Origin of the sequence: Bacillus sp. RB3, from assembly GCF_030164735.1 — a bacterium.
Taxonomy (GTDB): Bacteria; Bacillota; Bacilli; order Bacillales; family Bacillaceae_G; genus Bacillus_A; species Bacillus_A cereus.
Genome location: NZ_JASNGE010000014.1, coordinates 70,376 through 94,339 on the forward strand (window position 1 = coordinate 70,376; position 23,964 = coordinate 94,339).

Here is a 23,964-nt window from a genome sequence, read left to right on the forward strand (position 1 = left end):
GTCAGTCTCATCCTTGAGGCTGGCTCTTTTTTATGATTCTTACATTCTTTCTTTCTCTTGAAAGTAAGTAATGTTATCTCGAAGCCACTTCCTCTCCGACATAAACAAGTTTCCACGTTTTTTGTACACTTTATCAAATATCTTTAAAACTTCTTCATCAGCCATCCGCCTTAATAAACTATCTATATACCCTTCCATCTCCTTCTCTCCCGTCCAAATTAAGTCTATCTCTTTGCATTCTATATACGATGAACACTCCCCCACTTAGCAAAGCTTGAAGTGGGGGTTTCTAACGTTTCGACCTAACGGACGATTAACGTCAGGGGAGTTAACACATTAGCGAGCTGTTTCACGCCTAACCCCTCTATCCCATTTGTCCATGCATTTGGGATTACTTTTCGTAAAATGTTAGCCGCAGCATTTACATCTGCATTAATTAAAGTTTTATTTGCTGAACGATATATGCCGCGCTTTATTCGTTTTCCTGAAAAAGTTGTATTTTGGTCATTTTCTCCATACGTTGGAATGAAGTCGTTATCCAGAAAACTTGCTTTCGATGTATATGATTCTTCAGTTACAACAACTTGAATGCCTACAGCATTTGCTTTGTATGTAATCATTTGAATCAGTAAATTATGCGGGATATGACAAAACGATTGGTTATTTCTTTTTCCCATATTCGTTTCTTGTTTCCAACTTTTGTTTTGACCAATAACGATTTTACAAACTTCTTCTTCTTGAGCTAGTTTTACGATGTGGTGACTAACTTTATGGAAGACGTCTTTTATTTTCAAGTAACGTTTTTGATGAAGTTTTTCTATCCTTTTAGAAGTAAAAGGTCCTTCATTAGTTTGTTTTCCATTTCTAAGAATGCTTGTAAAATGACTCTTCATTTTATTGTAATATTGATTTATGCTTTTGACATGTTTGCCCTTAACAAGGACAGGTTTCATACCTGTGTTTGTTACGATGGTTGCAAGGTTATCAATCCCTAAATCAATACTCATATAACGAGCATTCTCTTCAATAATTTGTTCTTCAGAAGGAACATTAATTACCAATTCCACTACATATTCATTGTATTTTGGAATCACACGAACTTGTTTCAGTTTACCTTCAGTGAAACCTAGTTTCCCAATATTTAATTGTAATTTCGTCTTTGGAAACTTTAAAAATCTACCGTTTTTAATGATGCAATCTTGGTTTGTATACAGAATCTCTTTTTCAGAAGAACGAATATACTTTGGGATCCTAGGCATTCCAGCATATTTATTTGGATTCTTTTTATAGTCTTTTAAACTAGCAAAAAAAGATTTCCAATTTTGGAACAAACCTTTCATGATGGACTGGCTACATTGCGTAGGCAAAGCTCGATAATCATTTTGAATCATAGCCTTAAATAGTGCATCTAGAAAGTTGTAATCTACATAAGGCTTTTCAAAATTAGGTTCTGAAAACAAATTACATTTAATCTCTTTCTGTTCTTCTTTAGGCTTTAATTTCTCTTTTTCCAATTTCTTCTGATAGGCAAGAAGTTGTGTGTCATTCATCTTACCAATATTTTTATGAATATTATCCAGAACTTCTTTTTGCAAAGGCTGCAACTCTTTTTCTTGTGTTAATCCAGTGTACACCTGGCGTATATAAAAGTTTGTAGTGTTGTACATATTCTTAGCGTTATGACAACATTCTTGAAAATAAGAATACATACGATGCCCTTTTTTAATCCAAATTTGAAGAGTTTTATAGTTTGATGGATTTTCCTTTGTCATTTTATTCACCTCCTTGTTAAGGATATTATAGCAAAAAAAGAACATACGTTTCGGTTTTTCTCGAAAATAAAATATTTCTTTCGATTCACCTCACCACCTTCACTTACATTTAGAGGTGGGAGTCCTCTCGAAAGGCATGATAGACTACTATATCAACAGAAAAAAGAGAATGCCACAGCATCCTCTCCTTCTCTTCTCTATTCCACACAAGTAAACTGCGTCCAAGCTCCTACATAATCTAGTAAGAATAACTCCTCTTCCGCAATTGTACCGACGATATTTTTCCGTTCATCTATCGGCATTTCTTTCAAGATGATTTGCAGTTCACCTTTATACTTTCCGAATGAGTTATTACCAATTACAACTTGCCCTCTTTCCTGTAGCACACTTTCGCGCACTGGGAAGTCATAGTCTTTGTACTTTTTACGCACTTCTGTAGAACGTACCATATATTCTGTTATGTCACCGCGCCTTACATGTAATTCTTGCAGCGTGGCTCTCTTTTCTACTTCAGTCGCTTCGTCTACAAAGTGTACCTTTAGCTGTAACATGTAGCGATTTAAGTTTCCTAGTTTCTCTAACTCTTCCTCACTCGCATAAGCATTTCCGATAATGACATCATCGATTAGCCCTGTTGCCCATAAATGCTTCGCTTGTACTTCAATTGGTAAATTACGATGCTCTTCTAACGTACATAATCCGTCGTTAATATCCCATGGACCGATGTTTGCGGCATGTGATGTAATAAAAGCTGCACTGCGAATACCATGCTTTTTAAAGCGTTCACTACAGCGAATAAAATAATCATACGGAAGACCAGTGAATTTTTGCGGATAAAAATTATGGCAACCAATTAAAGCTGATTTATTTGCTTGATGCGAAAGAATATTTTCTAAGTACGCAATATCGTTACTTACATTTAACTCAATTTTTAAACCGTACGGATTATTTGTCATTTTCGCTTCCGTTAATCCGTCAAAACCTACATCTAAACGAATACCGTCTGCGCCTAACTCTGCGAAAAATGATAGATCGCTATAACTAATACCAAGCTGATCAAACACAGCCGGAGCTACATCTAAAATAACTTCCATATCGTTATCTTTCGCATGATTAATAATTTCTTTAAATTCAGCTACAATTTCTTCTTTCGGACGATTCACAGATAACAAACAAGTAAATATTCTTGAAAAACCGTGTCGTGCCGCTGCGGAAATATAAGCCATATCTTTTTCTTTCGTTGAATGTTCTGGATAAAGTGAAATTCCTAATTTACGCTCCATGCTTTTGCATCTCCTTCACACGTTGTATTAATGCCATGCTCGTAAATCTATATTTTGCAGATAAACACGTTGCACATAAAATTGTCGGTACAATAATTACGTACGGTGATTGCAATCCTAACATTACATATGCACCCATTGAACAACCGATAAATAAAACTGATACTAATAGTAACACTAATAAAGATTTACTTTGTACCCATTTCGAATAATGAGCAATACACTGTCCGACCACGAATGTAATTAAGATGATAATTGCTCCGAGCATTCTGTTTTCTCCTCTCCTGCTAATTGTTGTTTCTCATACATTTTGAAGAATGGATAGTAAATAACGAACGAGATAACAAAGTTAACAAGTACAAGTACACCAGCCATAATTGTCCAGTCCGTACTAATCACCGCTGCAATTGGTGCTAACATCGTAAATGGCAGTTTCGCCATCATAAGTGGAATCATACCTGAAACAACTGCGAAATATGATACTGTCGTTGTCACTAACGGTGTAATAACGAACGGAATAATTAAGATTGGGTTCATTACAATTGGTGCACCGAAAATAATTGGTTCGTTAATATTGAATAAACCTGGTACGAATGATAATCTACCTAACTCTTTTAGGAACTTAGATTTAGAGAACATAAACATAATTACTAAAGCTAACGTTGAGCCTGATCCGCCAATCCATACGAACCATTGAATGAATTGCTCTGTAAATAAGTTTGGTAACTGATGTGCATTTCCTGTAGCCGTGAACACTTCCATATTTTCAAGAATTGCTGAATCCCACATCGGACGAATAATTGGTCCTAAAATCGCTGGTCCATGTATACCGAATGACCAGAAAAACACGATTAAGAATACTGTTAATAAACCACCGAATAAATTATTTCCTACTAATACTGATTTTAATGGTGCGATTAAATATGTAATTGTTGTATTTACATCGAATTTCAAACCGTAGCGAATGCCCCAGAATAAAAGAATAACTGCTAACGTTGGAATTAATGCTGCAAACGAATTTGAAACTGCTGGTGGTACACTATCTGGTAATTTAATCGAGATATTATGCTTAATCATAAAATGATAAATTTCTACTGCAATTAATGCTGTAACAATTGCGCCGAATAAAGACGTTGCACTTAATGTTCCTACTGAAATATATCTCCCTGCATCAATAACACCTGGTACAGCTTTCGTAATTTGAATTGGTTCAACTGATGCTAGTAAAAAGGCGAGTACAGATAATAACCCTGCACTTAACTGATTGAGCTGATAAAAGTTCGCGAGCGAAGCCCCTACACCAAACGCTGCGTATAATGCCATTAGTCCTACTGTAAATCGGAATGGAATATCTAAAATATGGCGAAACGGTGCAATCCATTCCATATATGCATCAATTGGTAAATTTAAAAAGATAACGAAAAATGATCCGACGATCGTTAACGGTAATGTAGAAATAACCCCGTTTCGAATTGCTAATAAATGTCGTTGTCCTGCAATCTTTTGCGTTGTTGGCATAATCTTTTGTTCCATAAAACTCATAAACCCATTCATCAATAGCCCTCCTCTTTCTCTCTACTATAAAAGAATGAAATAAACTTTATAACATTATAATGTTTACATTTAAAAAGATATAATTATGCTAAAACTAATTGTTCTGCTTGCTTAAGCACCTTCAAACCATCACACATACCATAATCTCGTTGGTCTATAATCGCAACTGGTATATTGTATGAATTTGCAAGAAACTCTACAGCTGGAAATAAATATTTCACCTGTGGGCCAATTAAAACGACATCGGCTTCCTTAATTTCAAGCTTCACTAGTTCTGAATCAACCGCCTTAATTTTATAATTCTTCCCCTGTTTCTTTGCCTCTTCCTGCATTTTTCTTACGACCATACTCGTTGACATACCTGCTGCACAACATAATAAAATGTACATCTTATACGGTCACTTTCTCTTCTACTCGTTTATGAAGAGCAATAAATTCTTCAGCCAGTTCTTTCACTGTAATTGCATTCATTAAATGATCTTGTGCGTGCACTAACAGTAAACTAATTTCTGCATGATTTCCTCTTGCCTCTTCTTGAATTAAATCCGTTTGAATACGGTGCGCTGCTGAAATTTCCTCACTAGCAAGTTTCATCTTTTCACCGGCATTCCCGAAATCTCCTTGTCTTGCAAAAGCAATTGCTTCAAGCGCCGCGCTTCTCGCATTGCCACCATGTAAAATTAACGCAAATGGAGTTTGCATATCAGCCATTTTAAATTCCCCCAAGCTATATGTTTTCTATATTTTTATCTTATTATGAAAACGCATACATTTAAACATAAAAAACTTCCGTTATGTAACGGAAGTTTTTATATACTTTTTCAAAATGATAATAAAATCTCTTGAAAATCTTCAATTACCTCGGTCTGAGTAAGTTTCTCTATCGTAGTTTGACTAGACATAATATCATATAAAAAATCATAAAGCCTTTGCAAATCTTCATTATTATTGCGCTTTACACTAAATAAAATAATTACTTGTACTTTTTTATCTCCCCAATCAACAGCCTTTTCAAGTGTGCAAAACATCAAAAAAGTTTCCTCACTTAATAACTGCATCGGATGCGGGATTGCAACTGAATTCCCAACCGCTGTCGGAGACGTATTTTCTCTCTCCATAACAGAAGCATAAAAGTTTTTTGGTATATAGCGTTTCTCAGCAGCTTTTTCACATAAAAACTGAATAACATCCTCTTTCGTAGAAGCATTATGATTTAAAAAGATTAAATCTTCCTTAATATAAGGCTGCACACTAGTATTCACATGCGTAAACAACCGCTGACCAATCGATTTAATCTCTTTATCATCAAATATTGAATTCACTTTTATAACTGGAACAGGCAAGCCACTCGGTATATGAATCGTACTAATAATACAATCTATTTTTTCTTTATAAAGATCTTCTACTTTCAATTGATAATAGCCTGTAATACCTACAATCTCTAATTTATCTCGGAACTGTGATAAAATTTTATATTTTAATAGTTGTGCACTTCCTTGACCAGTCGCACAAACTAATAAGCATCTTTTCTTTTGATTTTGCTCCTGCAAACGGCTCATCGCTCCGCCGAAGTGAATTGCAATATAACCAATTTCACTTTCAGGGATCGATTCACCCGTATATTCACCAATGATATCTCCAACAAGAACCGCAATTTCAAAAGCATACGGATAATTCTTTTTCACTTCTGCCAAAAGAGGATTTCTCGTATTTAACTTATACTTCAAACGATTTAATAACGTTTTTAAATGAATACCAAATCCAAATAATAATTCTTCATCATAATAAAAAATAAGATTCCGTTCTTCCGCTACTTTAAAAAGAATATGTTGCATAAATGCATATATATCTTTCCCTAATAGCTCTTCTACATTTTCATAGCGATCTCTCGTTGTAACAGCAGTACTTAATAAATGCATCGTCACATATAATACTTCTTCTTCTGGAAATGAAAATTTCAACTCTTTCTCTAAATCTCCTAAAATCTGCTTCGCAATTGTATATTCTTTCTTTAGTATAAGTTCTGATTGCTCCGCATGCAGTCCTTTCATATAATGTTGACTTTGACAACGCTTTAATGCGATTGCAATATGAATGACTAAATTATCAATTTCTATATCAGATAAATATATTGTTCCGCCTTCAATATACTTTAATATAATTGAACGAATAAGTGATATATGAGGTAGCGATAAATATGTCTCCGTCTGCTCAAATTGCTCATGGAACGGAGTATGGTCATAACGCGGTAAACCATATTGTGATAAACAAGAACGAATATTAAATTCCTCTCCAACAATACGTATACCATAATATGGTCTCTTCTCAATTTGTAATTCATAGCAACCACATATATCTGTAACATCTTTCATAATTAAATTGACCGTTGATTTGCTCACATACATCTCTTCCGCTAATTCTGAAAGCTTCACATATCCCTCTATCATTAAAACACGCTGCAGAATGTACGCTATTCTTTCTTCATAAGAAGTTGGGATCTTTTCCATCTGTTTTTGAAATAGACTCACACAAAAGTCTTCAAATCTCTTCTTTTGTATAATTTCTAATTCGTACCCAGTCCCTCTTTGCGATTCGATTTTCGCTCCATTTTCTTCCAATATATCATTTAATAATTTTATATCCTTTTGAATCGTCTTCGTTGATACATGTAAACGGCCCGCTAAAAAAGCTCGATTTAACATCGATTTCTCTTCTAAAAATTCCTCTAAAATAGAAATTAATCGCTGATGCACCTTTGTCATAGCTCTTCCTCTCGCTCTTTATATATAAAGGGGGAAAAGCTGCTGAAATCAGTAGTTTTTCCCCTTTATATTCTCTCTATTTCTTTAATGTGAATCCGAATTTATCCCATGCTTGTAAATAGTCTAGTAAGAAAATCTCTTCTTCTACAATTCGACCAACTACATTTGTTTTTCCTGTATTCACCATATCTTTTAATGCAATTTGTAATTCGCCTTTATACTGGCCATATTGTTCATTATCAATTAATAAATCTCCACGCTTAATTTCACGTGTATTAAGAGGTTTAAACTCTTCTTTTTTATATTTCACACGACTTTGTGTAGAACGAATCATATATTCAGATACATCTCCGCGATAAAAATGTGGTTCGTCTAATACGATAATTCTTTCTAGTTCTGTCGTTGTATCATATATTTCTATATCAAATGTTTGTTTCTCTTTATTTAATGCACCTAGTGCTTGTAATTCTTCTTCTGACGCATATGCGTTTGCAATAATAACATCATTAATTAATTCAGTCGCAAATAAATGCTTCGCCTGTGTTGTCATCGGTAATTCACGATGCTGCTCTAATGTACATAACCCTTCTGTTACTGGCCAAGGTCCGTATGTTGCATCAAATGATGAAATAAAAGCTGCCGTTCTCATACCGTAATCTTTAAATTGTTTCGAGCATTTAATGAAATGATCGTATGATAACCCTGAATAACGATGCGGATAAAAATTATGACAACCAATTAAATTTTCACGATTTGGTCTATGACTCATAATGTTATCTACATACTTCGTACCATTACTCATATTAATCTCAATTTTCAAACCATACGGATTATAAGTCATAATTGATTCTTCTAATCCTGAGAAACCAACATCTAAACGAATACCGTACGCACCTAATTCATGGAAGAATGATAAATCATTATACGAAATACCTAATTGTTCAAAAACAGATGGACTAATATCAACTAATACTTGGAACCCTAATGCATTCGCATGAGAGATCGTTTCTTTAAATTCTTCTATAATTTTCTCTTTTTCTCCATCCACAGATAATAAACATGTGAACACACGTGTAAATCCATATTTACTTGCTAATGTTAAATACTCCTTATCTTTCTCTACTGTTGAATGTTCTGGATAAATAGAAATACCTAATCGTCTCATATGTACACGCCTCTTTCTTCATCATATTGTAAACCTTTTCAAATATATTTAGTGAAAAAGTATATATCCCCTTCTTGTTCACTACTCTTTTGAATCCGCTTTCTTTAAAGAAAAAACAATTTCTATCATTCTTAACACCTACAAGTCTATACATCTATACTTTACATCTTTTTTTCATAGTTGTGTAGCTTTTACACAAATTTGTCAGTTTTTCATCTTAAAAATTGTTATCCGTTTTCAAGACACCTTCCTTGACTGTTGCATTGGCCAATACATATACTCGAAAGAAAAGAGAAAACTTTATATAGGGGATGAATATATGGGAGAAGCAATACTCGTAAAACGAGAACCGTTATGGACGAAAGAGTTTGTTGCTTTAATTTTTGCAAACTTATGTATGTTTTTAGGGTTTCAAATGTTAATTCCAACCTTACCTGTTTATGTGAAAGAAATTGGTGGCACAAGTTCCAATATCGGATTTGTTGTCGGCATGTTTACCGTTGCGGCACTTTTTGTTAGACCGCTAACTGGGAACGCCTTGCAAAAATTCAATAAAAAAATCATTTTAATGATCGGCACTGCTATCTGTTTACTCGCTATGGGCAGTTACCTTTTCGCCTCAACTATCTTTCTCTTGCTTGCTGTTCGTATTTTACACGGAGCTGGTTTCGGTATTACAACGACTACATATGGAACTGTCGTTTCTGATTTAATTCCCTCAGCTCGCCGCGGAGAAGGCATGGGATATTTTGGCCTTTCTGGAACAATTGCAATGGCCCTCGGTCCACTTATCGGACTATGGCTTATGCAAACATATAACTTCACAATTCTTTTTTTATGTGCATTATCGTGCACAATTGTTTCATTAATATTAACGAAACTACTTCAAATCCAAAAATCGAAACAGCCTCCACAACAATCATCTAGTACTTTTCTCGATGGATTTATTGAGCGTAAAGCTTTACTTCCTTCATTATTAATATTATGTATTACATTAATGTACGGAGGAATCGGAAGTTTTATCACTCTATTTGCTACAGAAGTCGGCATAGCTGATATTAGTCTCTTCTTTTTATGTAACGCACTAGCAATCGCTGTAACTCGTCCATTCTCTGGAAAGCTATATGATGCGAAAGGCCATACATTCGTCATCATTCCGGGAGTTATTATAACTTTTACAGGCATTATTTTATTGTCGTATACGACGACAATTCCGAGCTTAATTATTGCTGCAGCATGTTACGGAAGTGGTTTTGGAGCGATCCAACCTGCACTACAAGCATGGATGATTGACCGCGTAGCACCGCATCGACGCGGCGTAGCAACAGCTACATTCTTCTCCGCATTTGACCTTGGAATCGGCGCTGGAGCGATTATATTTGGATTTATTGCTCATTTTACAAACTATGCAACTGTATATCGTTACTCCTCTCTATTACTTATTGCTTTTCTCTTCATTTACATTACAAGCATAAGAAAACAAAAGCATGGCGATAAAAACACGGAAAAAGCTGCTGGATAATTCAGTGGCTTTTTTATCGTGTTAAAAGAATTGTTTCCCCTCATGTTACTGTTATAAAACTACATGCATTTTCCTACATATTTTTTTAACTTTCATCAAAAAATATACGATGAACTCGCAGACGCTTTCCTTAATATTCGACTGAACAATATTATTCTAAAAAGTGTGATTTCTTTACAAAATTAAGATTTATACAAGATGAAAACCAATAGAACACAGCTGTTTCTTTAAGGGATTGTAAACTTTTCTTCTCTTTGTAAATTTAGTGTAAATTTTACTAGCAAACCGTTTACAGTGCCTCAAGGTTCAGTTAATAATTACATCGTACATGAAATTTAAGGAGTGGAATGCGTGGAATATAATGTTCAAGATATGATCTTCCAGTTCATTGGTGGATTAGGTATTTTCTTATTCGGGATTAAATACATGGGCGATGGACTGCAACAAGCAGCCGGAGATCGTCTTCGCGATATTCTAGATCGTTTTACAACAAACCCACTTATGGGTGTACTAGCAGGTATGTTAGTTACTGTATTAATCCAATCCAGTTCAGGAACAACTGCTTTAACAGTCGGACTTGTAAGTGCCGGATTTATGACATTAAGACAAGCAATCGGTGTTATTATGGGTGCAAACATCGGTACGACAGTTACTGCATTTATTATCGGAATTAAAATCGGAGAATATGCTCTCCCAGTTATGGCAATTGGAGCAATCTTACTATTCTTCTTTAAAAATAAAAAAGTACATTCTGTAGGTCAAGTTGTATTCGGTTTTGGTATGTTATTCTTCGGTTTAGAATTAATGAGCGCAGGTATGAAACCTCTTCGTTCTTTAGAATCATTCCAAGAATTAACAGTTAGCATGAGTGATAATCCAATTTTAGGAATTGTTGTTGGTACAGTCTTTACTTTAATTGTACAAAGTTCAAGTGCAACTATTGGTATTTTACAAGAACTATTCGGTCAAGGTGCAATCGATTTACAAGCAGCTCTTCCTGTATTATTCGGTGATAACATCGGTACAACAATTACAGCTGTATTAGCAGCAATCGGTACTTCTATTGCCGCAAGACGTGCAGCATTAGTTCACGTTATCTTTAATATTATCGGTACAATTATCTTTACAATTTTATTAGTACCATTTACAAGTTTAATTCAATATTTCCAAACATCATTAAACTTGAATCCAGAAATGACTATTGCATTTGCACACGGAACATTTAACGTAACAAATACAATCATTCAATTCCCGTTCATTGCAGTGTTAGCATGGATCGTAACAAAAATTATTCGTGGTGAAGATGCAGCGATTGACTTCAAACCACAACATTTAAATCCAATCTTTATTGAACAATCTCCAGCCATCGCTTTAACTGAAGCTCAAAAAGAGATTATCCGTATGGCTGAGTTCTCATTACATGGATTAAAAGAAGCAAATCAATTTTTAAATACACAAGACAAAAAACACGCAAACATGGCTACTCAATTAGAAGGAGCTATTAACAATTTAGATAAAAAAATTACCGAGTATTTAGTTTTACTATCAGAAAAGCCACTTTCACCTACGGATTCTGAAAAACATTCTGTTTTAGCAGGTGTTGTTGGAGATATTGAACGTGTCGGTGATCATGTAGAAAACCTTGTAGAACTTGTAGATTTCCAAATTTCAAACCGTGTTTCACTATCAGATGAAGCATTAGCTGAATTAAACGAAATGCTTGAGTTAACAATTTCAACACTGCAAGACTCAGTTGAAGCTTTAACAAACTTCGATACTGAACTAGCTCAAACTGTTATTGCAAAAGAACGCCAAATCGACCAAATGGAACGTGTTCTTCGTAAACGTCACGTATTACGTCTAAACGAACGCAGCTGTTCAGGTGATGCAAGTATCATCTTCGTCGATATGGTAAGTAACTTAGAGCGCATTGGCGATCACGCTGTAAATATCGCTGACGGTGTTTTAGGCGAACAAGGAAAAATCAATTTAAAACAATCATTATAATAAGAAAGAGACGCTAACGTAAGCGTCTCTTTCTTATTATATTTTAACAACTGTTCTTCCTTTTAACTTTCCTTGCAATATAAGTGTAAACTTCTTCTCTAATTCTTCTAATGTACATTCTTCTGTATAAGACAGTAACTCTTTATTTCCCCATTCATTCGCTAAAAGCGTCCAAACATCTCTTCTCACATCTACTGGACATTGCACGGAATCTACCCCTAAAAGGCTTATGCCCCGTAAAATAAACGGATATACCGTTGTTTGTAGTTCCTGACCTGCCACATTACCGCATGTCGTTACACAACCACCATACTTTACTGTTTTTAAAGCTGTTTCTAACATACGTCCACCTACAGTATCAATAACTCCGGCGTATATCCCTTTTAACATTGGTCTTCCTGATTCATCATTCAATTCCGCGCGATGAATTACTTTTTTTGCTCCTAGACGTAGTAGCATATCTTTCTCTTCCATTTTTCCTGTCGCTCCTACTACGTTAAACCCTAACTTACTTAATATACTAACAGCTACACTCCCTACGCCGCCTGTAGCACCCGTTACTAAAACATCTCCCATATTAGGCTTGATTCCTGCCCCAATAAGCTTATATACCGACAACGCCGCAGTAAAACCTGCTGTCCCATACATCATACTTTCCTTTAATGACATTCCTTCTGGTAAAGGCACGACCCAAGATGATGGCACGCGAATATATTCTCCGAAACCACCAGAGGTATTCATACCTAAGTCATATCCCGTTACAATAACTTGATCTCCTGCTTTAATGGTAGCATCTTCACTACTCACAACTACTCCTGCAGCATCAATTCCTGGCGTATGAGGATATGTTCTCGTAACACCTTTATTACCAGTAGCTGAAAGAGCATCTTTATAATTTAATGAAGAATAATGAACTTGTATGAATACGTCTCCCTCAGGTAAACTACTTACTTCTCTCTCAACAACTTTTCTTACAAACTGATAATTTTCCTTTTCGTTCACAACGATTGCTCGGAATGATGTATGATTCATTATGCTCTCTCCTTTATCCGTCAAATTCTTCTTTATTATATAGAAGAAATAAGTAAGCTTACTCATTTCTTCTTGGCTATATTTCAACAAATCTTACTTCCCTATCACTTTCTCATAATATATATTTTCATTTCTACTAAAAGCCCTTATACTTATTCTACATCTGACAAATAATATATAGAAAATCTGACTTTTTATAAATATATTGAATTTTTACGAAATGTAAATGTTTTGTAATGTTTTTTTTCGCTAAATTTCATTATAATAAGTGGATATGAGTGTCGTATTTCAATCCAAATGAAGGAGTACAGGAAATGGAGCAAAACCCATCTTTGCAAGAAAATACACGCAATAAACCGAAAAAAAATAAGAAAAAAATAAAAATTATTATAAGCGCTATACTATTCGTTTTATTAATAGGCGGCGGTTATACTTGGTTTTTAGTAAATAAAGCATCTTCTGCTGTTCGAAATGCCGCACACGATTTAGCACGCGGTGATAAATCTGATTTACGTGATAAGGCTGTAAAACCTATTACAAACAATGTCTCTGTTTTAATAATGGGTGTCGATGAAAGCGATGTCCGTGGAAAAGAATATGGTGAAGCTATAAGAACAGACGCGCTTTTACTTGCAACATTTAATAAAGATAGCAAAACTGTTAAACTATTAAGTATCCCACGTGACACATATACTTATATTCCAATAGAAAAGAAAAAAGATAAAATTACACACGCTCATGCATTCGGTTCTGCTAAAAACGGAAAAAATGGTGGACCACAAGCAAGCATTGATGCAGTTGAAAAATTAATGAATGTTCCTGTCGATTATTTTGTAAAATTCAACTTTAAATCATTTATAAAAATCGTCGATGACTTGGGCGGTGTTGAAGTTGATGTACCAGTTGAATTTACTGAGCAAGATAGCAATGATAATGCTGAGGCTATTCATCTAGAAAAAGGTGTTCAAAAGCTAAATGGCGAAGAAGCTCTTGCTCTTGCTAGAACAAGGCACATCGATAGTGATGCAATGCGTGGACAACGTCAACAACTCGTTATCGAGGCTATTTTAAAGAAACTAACAAGTGTTGGTTCTGTAACAAAAGTTGGCAACATCATTGATGATATTAACGGACAATTCGTTACCAACTTAACATTTGATGATATGCTTTCATTCTATAAATATGGATCGGATTCGGAAATTGAGAAATTACAAATCCAAGGTGATGATTGCTACATGGCAAAAGGTGACGATACTTGTAGCAAATCTGCTGGTGGTGGTCGAACTTACTACTACAATCCAGATAAAAAAGAATTAGCTAATGTTACAAATGAACTTCGTACTCATCTTGGGCTACCTGCATATACAAAGTCTGACTCAAACTCTGATTCGAAAAAGACAAAAGAATCTAAGTCTGAAAATTCAAGTGAACGCGAATCAAATAACAATGAAGTGAAAAATAAGAACAAAAATAGCAGTGAAGATACAGAAACATCGTCTAATGACAATGAATAATATAGAAGCGGTTCTCTATGGAGGTAGAGGACCGCTTCTTTTTATTCTTCCAAATATAAAAATCAGAACTTTCTAACTATCTTTTTTAATATTTTTAAATTATAATAAATAGTAGCAATCTATTCCAATTATCAGGGGGCTCATACATATGAAAGCTGCAGTAAAACATAACATCTCAGATTTTAAAGACTACTTAAAATCTAACGATATATACATGGAAGAAAATATAGATGAAAATGATGGCTCTGTTCATTTTTCAGTAGGATTAGAGACTGAAGCTGGCGCAAAGATTCAACTTATCGCTGCTTTCCAAAACGAACATCCTACGGTGGATATATACTGCTTCAATGTTGCTCACGTGCCTGATGCAACATCAACAAATGATATTTTACATGTCATCAATGAATTAAATACATCTTATCGCTTTGCAAAATTCACATTAAATAAGCAAAATGCAATTGATATTTCAACATCTCTTGCATTCTCAGAACCAAACTTTAATCCAGCACTTGTCTTTGAACATACGAGAATGCTATATAAATTAGCAAATGACGAATATAAAAACTTAATGAAAGTTATTTGGGCATAAAGTAAAACTATAATCCGTTAGGTTTACGGGCAATAAATAAAAGGATGGGCTGTAAGCAGCACCATCCTTTTATTTTGATATCATATCGATCCACATTTTAACAGCAGTGCCTACAATTAAAGTGGACAATACATATTGCAGTACTTTTTGATTTAGCCTCTTCCCGACTCGTGCTCCAAGTGGCGCAGCAAATATACTTGCAACCGCAATAATTAGAGCTGGAATGATAACTACTTGCCCAGTAACCATTTTTCCTGTAGTAATCCCTATTGAGGAAATAAACGTAATAGCGATAGATGTTGCGATCGTCATGCGCAGTGGTAATTTTAAAATAACTAGCATAATGGGAACTAAAAGGAACGAACCTCCAGCTCCTATAATGCCTGAAGCTCCCCCTACAACGAACGCTAACAAGCTTGCTAACCATTTATTATACTTCACATCTCCACTATTATTTTGTTTCGGTACAAACATCATAATAGCAGCAATTGTGGCTAAAGCTGCATAAACAACATTGACCGTATGTTCCGCTAATACGTTAGCACCAAAACTCCCTATGAAACTTCCTATTAATATACTAGCTCCCATATATACAACTAGCGTTTTATCCATATCATTACTTTTCCGATAGGCCCATGCCCCTGCAAAAGTTGCAAAGAATACTTGTACCGCTGTAATACCGCTCACTTCATGTGATGTATAGCCAGAAAATCCTAGCAATACCGGAATGTATAAGATCATCGGATAATTAATAATCGCACCGCCAATTCCAACCATTCCTGATATAAACGATCCTATAAATCCAATTATAAAAAGTAATACGACTAAGCTCATCTTACATCCCCTCCCTTCTAGAAAGAAGATGAATTAAATGAATAAGTTTACATTCCCATCCGAAGCATCTGCTAAATAAGCTCCTACTCCTGCAAACTCTACCCCTTCCATAATCTCTTCCTCTTTTAACCCTAATAAATCTACTGTCATTTGACAAGCGACAAGTTTAATCCCCTGTTCTTTCGCCAAATCGATTAAATCTGGTAAAGGCATCGCATTATGTTTTTTCATAATACCTTTAATCATCTTTGGTCCCATACCTGCAAAATTCATTTTTGATAATCCCATCTTATCCGCACCGCGTGGCATCATTTTTCCAAACACTTTTTCTATAAAAGTTTTCTTTACCTTCACATGCTCATCTTTCCTTAAAGCATTTAATCCCCAAAAAGTATGAAAAATAGTTACCTCTTGATCATACGCCGCTGCACCATTTGCAATAATATAAGCAGCCATTGCTTTATCATAATCTCCGCTAAATAAAACGATTGTTGTTTTCTTCTGTTGTTCCATGTTGTTCTCCCTCCGATTACCTATAGGGGTATTTTATCATTTATAAAAAGGCTCAAATCATGTATCTCTGTACTATACGACTTTACCTTCCCATGCTAACATACCACCTACCATATTAATTGCTTGAAAACCGTAGCTCTCTAAAAACTGAACTGCTCGTGCACTTCTTCCGCCAGAACGACAAACGATAATATACTCTTTCTTTTTATCCAACTCATGCATACGAAACTCTAATAGTCCTAGTGGAATATTACACGCTTCTGGAATTTTCCCTTCGGCTACTTCTTCTACTTCACGTACGTCCACGATATTTACTGCTTCTTTACGTAACAATTTTTCTTCCAATTCTTTTACTGTCATTTCTTTCATTTTAAATTCCCTCCTCACAAACCATTCATACCGCCTGAAACATTGATAACGTGCTGAAATCCTAATTTCTTTAATACCTTTGCTGCTTGCTTACTTCTCATCCCGCTCTGACAAATAACAATTACTTCCTTATTTTTATCTAACTGATTTGCCTTACTCGCTAACTCATTTAGTGGGATATTTTGAAACCCTTTCATATGATTCCCTCTATACTCACCTACTGTACGTACATCGATAAATTGTTTATTCTTTTGCCCCATCATACGTTTTAAATCTTTTCCTGAAATATTTTTTACTCCTCTAACTGGTAAGAAGCGAGAAATAATAAACCACGATACAAGTACAATTAAGATTACATTCAATATTGTCTTTACATCCATAAAACTATTTAAACTCCTTCTATGCCTTTTTCCCGTCCAAATATATACTATAGCTTTGAATATGGAACCCTTTCTTTCTTAAAAAACGAACACTTAAATTCCAATCCACTTTATTATGAACAATAAGATGCAAAGGCTTATTTGGTATTTCATGATAATACCGTTTTAAATACGCATACGGTATACACATAATTCTAGAAGTGTTATCACTGTGACTCTCTGTATAATTGCGTACATCTACAACAACACTTTCCATTTTCCTTACTTGTTCTAACGAAATATATGCAACATTTAAAACCGGAATGTAACGTTTTACTAAACTTCCTAGCATCGATACTATTAGAGATATAACTATATAAGACATATATGATTATCCTCTTTACTTTCAATAATAAGCAGAGGATGTAATCTTCCACTTATTATTGAACCGCTATGCTTTCTTGATCCAGAACTTTAATTCACCAGATTCTTCCGTGTGTTTTAACACTTCATGACCGCCTTTTTGTGACCATGCTGGAATATCTTTAATCGCACCTTTATCTGTTAAGTGTACTTCTAACACTTCTCCTGATTGTAATGCTTCCATTGCTTTCTTTGTTTTTACAATTGGCATTGGACATGCTAATCCTTTTACATCTAATACTTCTTTCACTTTCATCTTGTTTGCCTCCTATTTTTATAATTAAGCTTTCTTAATCCAGAACTTTAATTCGCCTTCTTCTTCTGTATGCTTTAACACCTCATGACCGCCTTTTTGTGACCATGCTGGAATATCTTTAATCGCACCTTTATCTGTTAAGTGTACTTCTAACACTTCCCCCGATTGTAATGCTTCCATTGCCTTCTTCGTTCTTACAATTGGCATTGGACATGCTAATCCTTTTACATCTAATACTTCTTTCACTTTCATCTTATATACCTCCTATTTTTATTACATTTGAAATCGAATTAATTATGAACAGCACAACGGTTTGGACCAATCTCCATTTCACGCTCTTCGTCTTGACTTGGATTTAATCGCCCCATATTTGTTTGACGAATTTCTTGATATGCATTCGGTTGAGGTGGTAAATTCTCCGTTACAACTTTACGAAACTCTCCCTCATCCTCAATATTTAATCCTGCATTATACGCAAATAAATCTTTTAATTTAGCACTAACAATACCACTCTCGTCCATTTCACTTATTTTTGAATAATGAGCCGGTAACACAACTAAGTTTTGAGATAGTTCTTTATATCTGCTATACAAAGTAGTACGTAAATCACTTACCCAATCTTCAGCTTTCCCAGCAAGGTCTGGACGTCCAATTGAATCTACAAATAAAATATCACCTGATAATAAATAGGAATCATCTACAATAAATGACGTACTTCCAATCGTATGCCCCGGTGAGTATAATGCATCAATTTCAATTTTAGTACCCCCCACCGTAATAAAAGATCCTTCAACAAGTGGTTTATATGAGAACACCACTTCCTCTGCATCTTTTGGCGGTAACCAATACGTACCACCTACTTTTTCCGCTAACTTACGTCCGCCAGAAATATGGTCTGCATGTAAATGTGTATCCATTACATTCGTAATCGTAACGCCATGCTCTTTCGCAAACTCTTCGTACGCTTCAACTGTTCTTACTGCATCAATAACTGCTGCTTCACCGTTTGAAATAACCATATATGATAAGCAACCTTTTCCAAGACGGTTAAACTGATACATACTTCCGCCATCTTTTAAATCTCCCACTTTTATAGACTTTACATATTCACTCCAAGCCTTCATACCACCAGATAAATAGTAAATATTTTCTAATCCAGCCTCTGTTAATTGCTCTGCTACAAATATAGAAGACCCTTCTTTTGCACATACTACTAAAACATCTTTATCTTTAGGTAGTTCACTGACAATATGATCTACACCCTCTAATAAATCAAAGTACGGCACATTCATTGAAGTAACTTCTTTTCCTTCAATTTTCCAACCTTCATAATCCGCCTCATTACGAACATCTAAAATAAACAACTCTCCGAATAAAACTTTCTCTGCAACATCTTTTGCTTGTAATGCTTTAACATTCATCTCATTACCCCCGTAGGTATATTTTTATTTAAAAAATTTTATTTTTCCACATTCCCTTTCCACTCTAACATGCCTGGGATGACATTTTTCACATTTGCATAACCTTTCTCTTTCAACATGTGACAAGCTACATCACTACGGTTACCAGTTCGACAAACGACGTAAATTTGCTTCGTCTGATCTAATTCCGCACTACCAAGTTCGCCTAATGGAACTGAAATAGCCGATGGAATATGACCAAAAGCGAATTCCGCCGCTTCACGAACATCTACTATAATACACTCTTCACCACTTAATACTATCTCTTCCAATTCAGCATTCGTAATTGTATGAGGATATTTCACAATTTCATTCACTTCATGCTCGTTTGCTTTCCTAACATAATGCACCAATACATTATCCTCGTGTTTCGTCCCGATATATTGATGTCCTACTTTACCCGCCCAACTTTTTATATCTACCGTAGATCCTTTATCTGTTGCCTGAACTTCAATCACTTGCCCTGGTGCTAATCCTTCTATCGCCTTCTTCGTTTTCACAATCGGCATCGGACAAGCCAACCCTTTACAATCTAAACTCATATCCACTTTTATACTCATAATTGATTCCTCCACAACTTATATACATATACCTGTAGGGGTATATTAAAATGTTTTTGAAAATCTGTCAACAATTATGTCTGACAGATTATCGGCTTTTTACAAGTAATTGAACAGCTTCTTTAATTAACTCTTCATTTGAAGCATTACCGCTTTCAAACTGCTCACGCAAACATTGCTCTAAATTTGTCCCAACAACAAGTCCAATTGTACGATCAAGTGCAGAACGAGATGCCGTTAACTGTGTAATAACCTCTCGGCAATCTTTTCCTTCTTCCATCATACGAAGTACACCACGAACTTGACCTTCAATACGTTTCAATCTATTTTTCATATCTTGATTATATTCCATTCTATAATCACCTCATTACCATTATGTCACTATTTATAACCTATGACAATATATTATACCCTATAGGGTATTTTGTAAACCCCTATTTTTAATATTTATCTTATATGTTCACAAAACAAGAAGTGAAACCTTACTATATAGGCTTTCATCTTCCACCAAATTTTGAAGTGGAAGATGAAAAAATATTAATATACAACACGTTCTGGTACTACTGTTCCGTATAATTTAAAGCCACCATCTAAGTTCTTTACCTTATATCCTTTTTCCATTAACATGCGCGCTGCAACATACCCTCTCATACCAAGTTGGCAAGTGATATATATTTCTTTGTCCATTGGCACTTCATCCAATCGATCACGTAATTCATCTAACGGAATATTAATAGAGTCTTTAATCATTCCCTGTTTTAGTTCATTAGGCTCTCGAACATCAATAAGATATCCACCATTTTTAACAATGTGATCTATTTCATGCCATTGCACTGTGTCCACAAAACCATCTACTATATTACTTGCCGCATACCCCACCATGTTTACTGGGTCTTTTGCAGAAGAATAGGGCGGGGCATATGATAATTCTAAATCCGGCAAATCGATTACAGTTAAGTTTGCCTTCATTGCCGTTGCAATAACATCAATACGCTTATCTACACCATCACGCCCTAACGCCTGCGCTCCATAAATTTTTCCGCTTTCTTTATTAAAAATTAATTTTATTAGCACAGGCGTAGCATTCGGATAATATCCCGCATGAGAATTTGCCTGTACATGTACTACCTCATAGGGTATATTTAGTCGTTTTAATATTTTCTCATTCACTCCAGTCGAAGCAACTGTTAAATCAAAAACTTTAGCCACAGAAGTTCCCATCGTACCTTTATATAAAGAATCCGTATGACCATGAATAATATCTGCTAACATGCGACCTTGACGATTAGCTGGCCACGCTAAAGGAATCATCGTTTCTATTTCTGTAACAAAATCTTTCACTTCAATCGCATCACCAATTGCATATACATATGGGTCAGATGTTTGAAATTTCTCATTTACCTTTATCGTTCCTCTAACTCCCAATGCTAATCCTGCCTCTTTCGCTAAACTACTCTCTGGTTGTACACCAATTGCTAAAATAATCATATCTGTTTTTATAACTGAGCCACTTTTTAAACGTACAATAGCCCCGTCTTCTTCTAACGCATCTACACCATCTTCTAAAACAAACTCAACATTGTGATTTCTCATATGTTCATGTACGTATGCTGCCATTTCATAATCGATTGGTGGCATTACTTGATTCGCCATCTCTACAAGAGTAACATCAATCCCGCGTTCTCTTAAATTCTCAACCATTTCCACTCCAATAAATCCTCCACCAATAACCGTCGCATGACGTGGTTTCTTCTCATCAATATACGCTTTTATACGATCTGTATCAGGTACATTTCGTAACGTAAACAACGCCTTCGTTTCTTCAATGCCCGGAATAGGTGGAACAATTGGTTTCGCCCCTGGTGAAAGAATCAAAACATCATATTCCTCGTTATATGTTTCATCTGTAGTTACATTCTTTATCGTAATTGTTTTCTCTTCTTTATTAATCTTTACAACTTCACTCAATACACGTATCTCTAAATTAAAACGTTTTGACATCCTTTCAACAGTTTGTACTAATAACTTTTGTCTTTCTGTAATGACACCGCCAATATAATATGGCAATCCACAGTTTGCGAACGAAATGTATTCACCGCGTTCAACCATAATAATTTCATCTTCCTCACTTAAACGACGAAGCCTTGCAGCTACTGATGCCCCGCCAGCAACTCCGCCTACTACAACAATTTTTCTAGACATATTTCAAACCTCCATGTTATTTATTATTTAATTTCCTCATGCATTAAACAAAAACCTATACCTGTATGGGTATATGATAGAGTATAAAAAATTTAATTTCAATCAATATGTCTTTCTTTCACAAATTTGAAACAAATAAAAAAGAACTTAGATACCTCCAAGTTCTTTTGCGTATAGTTCTATAACTTTCTGCACGATTAAACCAATGTATAAATACGTGTTTTGAAAATTTAAATACACCTGTATTTAAATTTTCAAAATCAATAGCTTCTTCACATAAGGTTAAATCCATTCCACGTAAAATTCTTTAATGCCACAACCTGAGAAAACGAATCCCAATGGACTCTTTTTCTACAATGATATATTTATTTTTTTCGTTGCATCTCTATCATTAATCATAACCATCTGCGTCTCGTTATTTGGCAAAAATACGATATATTTTCCCGTTCTCACATTCCTCCAAATAACTTTTCCTTCTTCGTCTGTTTTCCCTATTGAGATCCCAATTTCTTTACTGGGTTCAGGTGATTCGTCTTTCATAAGTATAATTTCAAAATCTTTTATTGGCTGTTTTTCTTTATTTTTCACGTGAAAAGTTACAGAATTAACAACCTTACTAAACTTCTTTTCATTATTTACTATATAACTAGTCATTACGATTATGACCAATACACAAAATAAAATCCATAAAAGCTTATTATATTTATTCAGACCATTTTTTAAGATTATTAAAAACATCGTCTGTCACCCGGTTTCCAGAATTCCAAGAATTACTTCCTACTGTATGGGTAGCTATTATTGTTACACCCGTACGAGAATAGTCATGATATACAGGTGCTCCACTTTGACATCCATAAGTGTCCATCCTATATGTTAAAATTCTAGGACTAGTGCCTTCAATTGGTCCATAATCTGTCCACATAGTATATTTTTCATTTCCTACTTTATCACATGGATACCCTGGAACTACTGCGAGTAATCCCTTTGGAGACTCTACATTAGTAGTTCTATATCCTAACCAACCTGTATAATCTCCAGGAGATCCATTTAATTTAATGGCTCCATAATCAAATTCCGAATCTCCATCATCAGTCCATCCACTTACTGAATAAAGCTTTGTCCAACTATAAGGCAAATACGGTGCTTGGTCTCCATTTCTACCAGGAGTCACAATAACATTTTTTGCCCATCCACCAAGCTTTTTATTGTAAACACAGTGCCCAGCTGTAAATACTGTATCTTTACTAATTAGCGCTCCTGTACACCCATAAACCTCTTGTCCATTAAATTGAATTACTAAGTGTACTATAGCCCTATAAGGATACAAAGTTGTATTAGTAACTCTAATTCGATCATCTCTTCCTATTACAGAATGTGTAAGGATATTAGATGGATAATTAAAATTACTGTCTCTTAATAAGTATCCCCAATCTTCCCCACCATGTTTACGCCCTTCAAATGAAGGTGAAACAAGATCTTCTCCCCTTCGATCATTACTATACAAAGATTGTTCTTGAAAAAGTACACGTTCTCCCTCATTTGAAACTGATGTCCACGGTACATCTTCTGCATACACCTTCTGATTCACCAAAAATACTGTACAAAAAAAGATAAAAAGAACACCAAAACTATAAAGAGCCAACCTACATCTTATAGAAATAAAGCTATCCAACATAACTTACCTCCTATACAAATGATAGCGAACAATTGAAGATCCCTTTATAAATTCTAGTTTTTCTTTTTTCAGAAGTCAATATAATTAATAATGATTATCATTATTAATTATAT

26 protein-coding genes and 1 pseudogene are annotated in these 23,964 nt (G+C 34.9%); 4 read left to right on the plus strand and 23 right to left on the minus strand.

Annotation, left to right across the window (positions count from 1 at the left end):
* Window positions 1–39: 39 nt before the first annotated feature.
* The 9 genes and pseudogenes from QO049_RS18480 to QO049_RS18520 all read right to left on the minus strand — a co-directional run.
* Window positions 40–156 (minus strand): annotated as a pseudogene (locus tag QO049_RS18480) (HEAT repeat domain-containing protein); the annotation flags it as partial.
* A 146-nt stretch (window positions 157–302) separates the two neighbouring features.
* A complete protein-coding gene (locus QO049_RS18485; RefSeq protein WP_098023169.1) occupies window positions 303–1,772 on the minus strand; it encodes an RNA-guided endonuclease InsQ/TnpB family protein in 1,470 nt (489 codons plus the stop codon).
* Between the two features lie 197 nt (window positions 1,773–1,969).
* Complete coding sequence (locus QO049_RS18490) at window positions 1,970–3,055, minus strand: DUF871 domain-containing protein (RefSeq protein ID WP_061654740.1); 1,086 nt, start codon at window positions 3,053–3,055, stop codon at window positions 1,970–1,972.
* Complete coding sequence (locus tag QO049_RS18495; RefSeq protein ID WP_000900048.1) at window positions 3,045–3,323, minus strand: hypothetical protein; 279 nt, start codon at window positions 3,321–3,323, stop codon at window positions 3,045–3,047. The genes QO049_RS18490 and QO049_RS18495 overlap by 11 nt, the downstream gene beginning before the upstream one ends.
* The gene (locus QO049_RS18500; RefSeq protein WP_001013053.1) at window positions 3,299–4,609 is read right to left on the minus strand and encodes a PTS sugar transporter subunit IIC; all 1,311 of its coding nucleotides are present in this window, start codon (window positions 4,607–4,609) and stop codon (window positions 3,299–3,301) included. Before QO049_RS18500 ends, QO049_RS18495 begins: the two co-directional genes overlap by 25 nt.
* An 83-nt stretch (window positions 4,610–4,692) precedes the next feature.
* The gene (locus QO049_RS18505) at window positions 4,693–4,998 is read right to left on the minus strand and encodes a PTS sugar transporter subunit IIB (protein WP_000275642.1); all 306 of its coding nucleotides are present in this window, start codon (window positions 4,996–4,998) and stop codon (window positions 4,693–4,695) included.
* Between the two features lies 1 nt (window position 4,999).
* Entirely contained in the window at window positions 5,000–5,320 is a 321-nt protein-coding gene (locus tag QO049_RS18510) for a PTS lactose/cellobiose transporter subunit IIA (protein WP_000774631.1), read from the minus strand.
* A gap of 110 nt (window positions 5,321–5,430) precedes the next feature.
* Window positions 5,431–7,371, minus strand: a complete 1,941-nt coding sequence (locus tag QO049_RS18515; protein WP_284489391.1) for a BglG family transcription antiterminator — start codon at window positions 7,369–7,371, stop codon at window positions 5,431–5,433.
* A 76-nt stretch (window positions 7,372–7,447) separates the two neighbouring features.
* A complete protein-coding gene (locus tag QO049_RS18520; protein WP_098567507.1) occupies window positions 7,448–8,536 on the minus strand; it encodes a DUF871 domain-containing protein in 1,089 nt (362 codons plus the stop codon).
* Window positions 8,537–8,855: 319 nt separating this feature from the next.
* Between QO049_RS18520 and QO049_RS18525 the strand changes: the two genes are divergently transcribed.
* Window positions 8,856–10,058, plus strand: a complete 1,203-nt coding sequence (locus QO049_RS18525; RefSeq protein WP_000503237.1) for an MFS transporter — start codon at window positions 8,856–8,858, stop codon at window positions 10,056–10,058.
* A 351-nt stretch (window positions 10,059–10,409) separates the two neighbouring features.
* On the plus strand, window positions 10,410–12,065 hold the full coding sequence (locus QO049_RS18530; RefSeq protein ID WP_088070491.1) for a Na/Pi cotransporter family protein: 1,656 nt from the start codon (window positions 10,410–10,412) through the stop codon (window positions 12,063–12,065).
* 36 nt (window positions 12,066–12,101) lie between these two features.
* Here QO049_RS18530 and QO049_RS18535 read toward each other — a convergent pair whose 3' ends face one another.
* Window positions 12,102–13,097, minus strand: a complete 996-nt coding sequence (locus tag QO049_RS18535) for a YhdH/YhfP family quinone oxidoreductase (protein ID WP_284489392.1) — start codon at window positions 13,095–13,097, stop codon at window positions 12,102–12,104.
* A 314-nt stretch (window positions 13,098–13,411) separates the two neighbouring features.
* Between QO049_RS18535 and QO049_RS18540 the strand changes: the two genes are divergently transcribed.
* Both QO049_RS18540 and QO049_RS18545 read left to right on the plus strand, forming a co-directional pair.
* A complete protein-coding gene (locus QO049_RS18540; RefSeq protein WP_000437392.1) occupies window positions 13,412–14,611 on the plus strand; it encodes an LCP family protein in 1,200 nt (399 codons plus the stop codon).
* 148 nt (window positions 14,612–14,759) lie between these two features.
* Entirely contained in the window at window positions 14,760–15,200 is a 441-nt protein-coding gene (locus QO049_RS18545) for a hypothetical protein (protein ID WP_000642362.1), read from the plus strand.
* A gap of 69 nt (window positions 15,201–15,269) precedes the next feature.
* Here QO049_RS18545 and QO049_RS18550 read toward each other — a convergent pair whose 3' ends face one another.
* The 13 genes from QO049_RS18550 to QO049_RS18610 all read right to left on the minus strand — a co-directional run bounded on the left by QO049_RS18550 (window position 15,270) and on the right by QO049_RS18610 (window position 23,851).
* Window positions 15,270–16,034 carry a sulfite exporter TauE/SafE family protein gene (locus QO049_RS18550; RefSeq protein ID WP_000060714.1) on the minus strand — a complete coding sequence of 255 codons (765 nt, stop codon included), beginning with the start codon at window positions 16,032–16,034 and terminating at the stop codon, window positions 15,270–15,272.
* A gap of 33 nt (window positions 16,035–16,067) precedes the next feature.
* The gene (locus QO049_RS18555) at window positions 16,068–16,547 is read right to left on the minus strand and encodes a DsrE/DsrF/DrsH-like family protein (protein ID WP_000437728.1); all 480 of its coding nucleotides are present in this window, start codon (window positions 16,545–16,547) and stop codon (window positions 16,068–16,070) included.
* Window positions 16,548–16,619: 72 nt separating this feature from the next.
* A complete protein-coding gene (locus QO049_RS18560; RefSeq protein WP_000661816.1) occupies window positions 16,620–16,916 on the minus strand; it encodes a rhodanese-like domain-containing protein in 297 nt (98 codons plus the stop codon).
* A gap of 14 nt (window positions 16,917–16,930) precedes the next feature.
* Window positions 16,931–17,296, minus strand: a complete 366-nt coding sequence (locus QO049_RS18565) for a rhodanese-like domain-containing protein (RefSeq protein ID WP_000382694.1) — start codon at window positions 17,294–17,296, stop codon at window positions 16,931–16,933.
* 19 nt (window positions 17,297–17,315) lie between these two features.
* Window positions 17,316–17,660: a sulfurtransferase gene (locus QO049_RS18570; RefSeq protein WP_098283512.1), complete on the minus strand. Its 345-nt coding sequence runs from the start codon at window positions 17,658–17,660 to the stop codon at window positions 17,316–17,318.
* Window positions 17,661–17,726: 66 nt separating this feature from the next.
* The gene (locus tag QO049_RS18575; RefSeq protein ID WP_000864996.1) at window positions 17,727–17,954 is read right to left on the minus strand and encodes a sulfurtransferase TusA family protein; all 228 of its coding nucleotides are present in this window, start codon (window positions 17,952–17,954) and stop codon (window positions 17,727–17,729) included.
* Window positions 17,955–17,978: 24 nt separating this feature from the next.
* A complete protein-coding gene (locus QO049_RS18580) occupies window positions 17,979–18,206 on the minus strand; it encodes a sulfurtransferase TusA family protein (RefSeq protein ID WP_016117194.1) in 228 nt (75 codons plus the stop codon).
* 38 nt (window positions 18,207–18,244) lie between these two features.
* Window positions 18,245–19,375: an MBL fold metallo-hydrolase gene (locus QO049_RS18585; RefSeq protein ID WP_284489393.1), complete on the minus strand. Its 1,131-nt coding sequence runs from the start codon at window positions 19,373–19,375 to the stop codon at window positions 18,245–18,247.
* 38 nt (window positions 19,376–19,413) lie between these two features.
* A complete protein-coding gene (locus QO049_RS18590) occupies window positions 19,414–19,974 on the minus strand; it encodes a sulfurtransferase TusA family protein (RefSeq protein WP_153588436.1) in 561 nt (186 codons plus the stop codon).
* A gap of 88 nt (window positions 19,975–20,062) precedes the next feature.
* Window positions 20,063–20,326, minus strand: coding sequence for a metal-sensitive transcriptional regulator (locus QO049_RS18595; protein ID WP_000456205.1), 264 nt, complete (start codon window positions 20,324–20,326; stop codon window positions 20,063–20,065).
* Between the two features lie 185 nt (window positions 20,327–20,511).
* Complete coding sequence (gene cdr / locus QO049_RS18600) at window positions 20,512–22,176, minus strand: CoA-disulfide reductase (RefSeq protein ID WP_284489394.1); 1,665 nt, start codon at window positions 22,174–22,176, stop codon at window positions 20,512–20,514.
* Between the two features lie 351 nt (window positions 22,177–22,527).
* Complete coding sequence (locus QO049_RS18605) at window positions 22,528–22,914, minus strand: YbfJ family protein (RefSeq protein ID WP_000478588.1); 387 nt, start codon at window positions 22,912–22,914, stop codon at window positions 22,528–22,530.
* Entirely contained in the window at window positions 22,880–23,851 is a 972-nt protein-coding gene (locus QO049_RS18610) for a trypsin-like serine peptidase (RefSeq protein ID WP_000887282.1), read from the minus strand. The genes QO049_RS18605 and QO049_RS18610 overlap by 35 nt, the downstream gene beginning before the upstream one ends.
* Window positions 23,852–23,964: the final 113 nt, after the last annotated feature.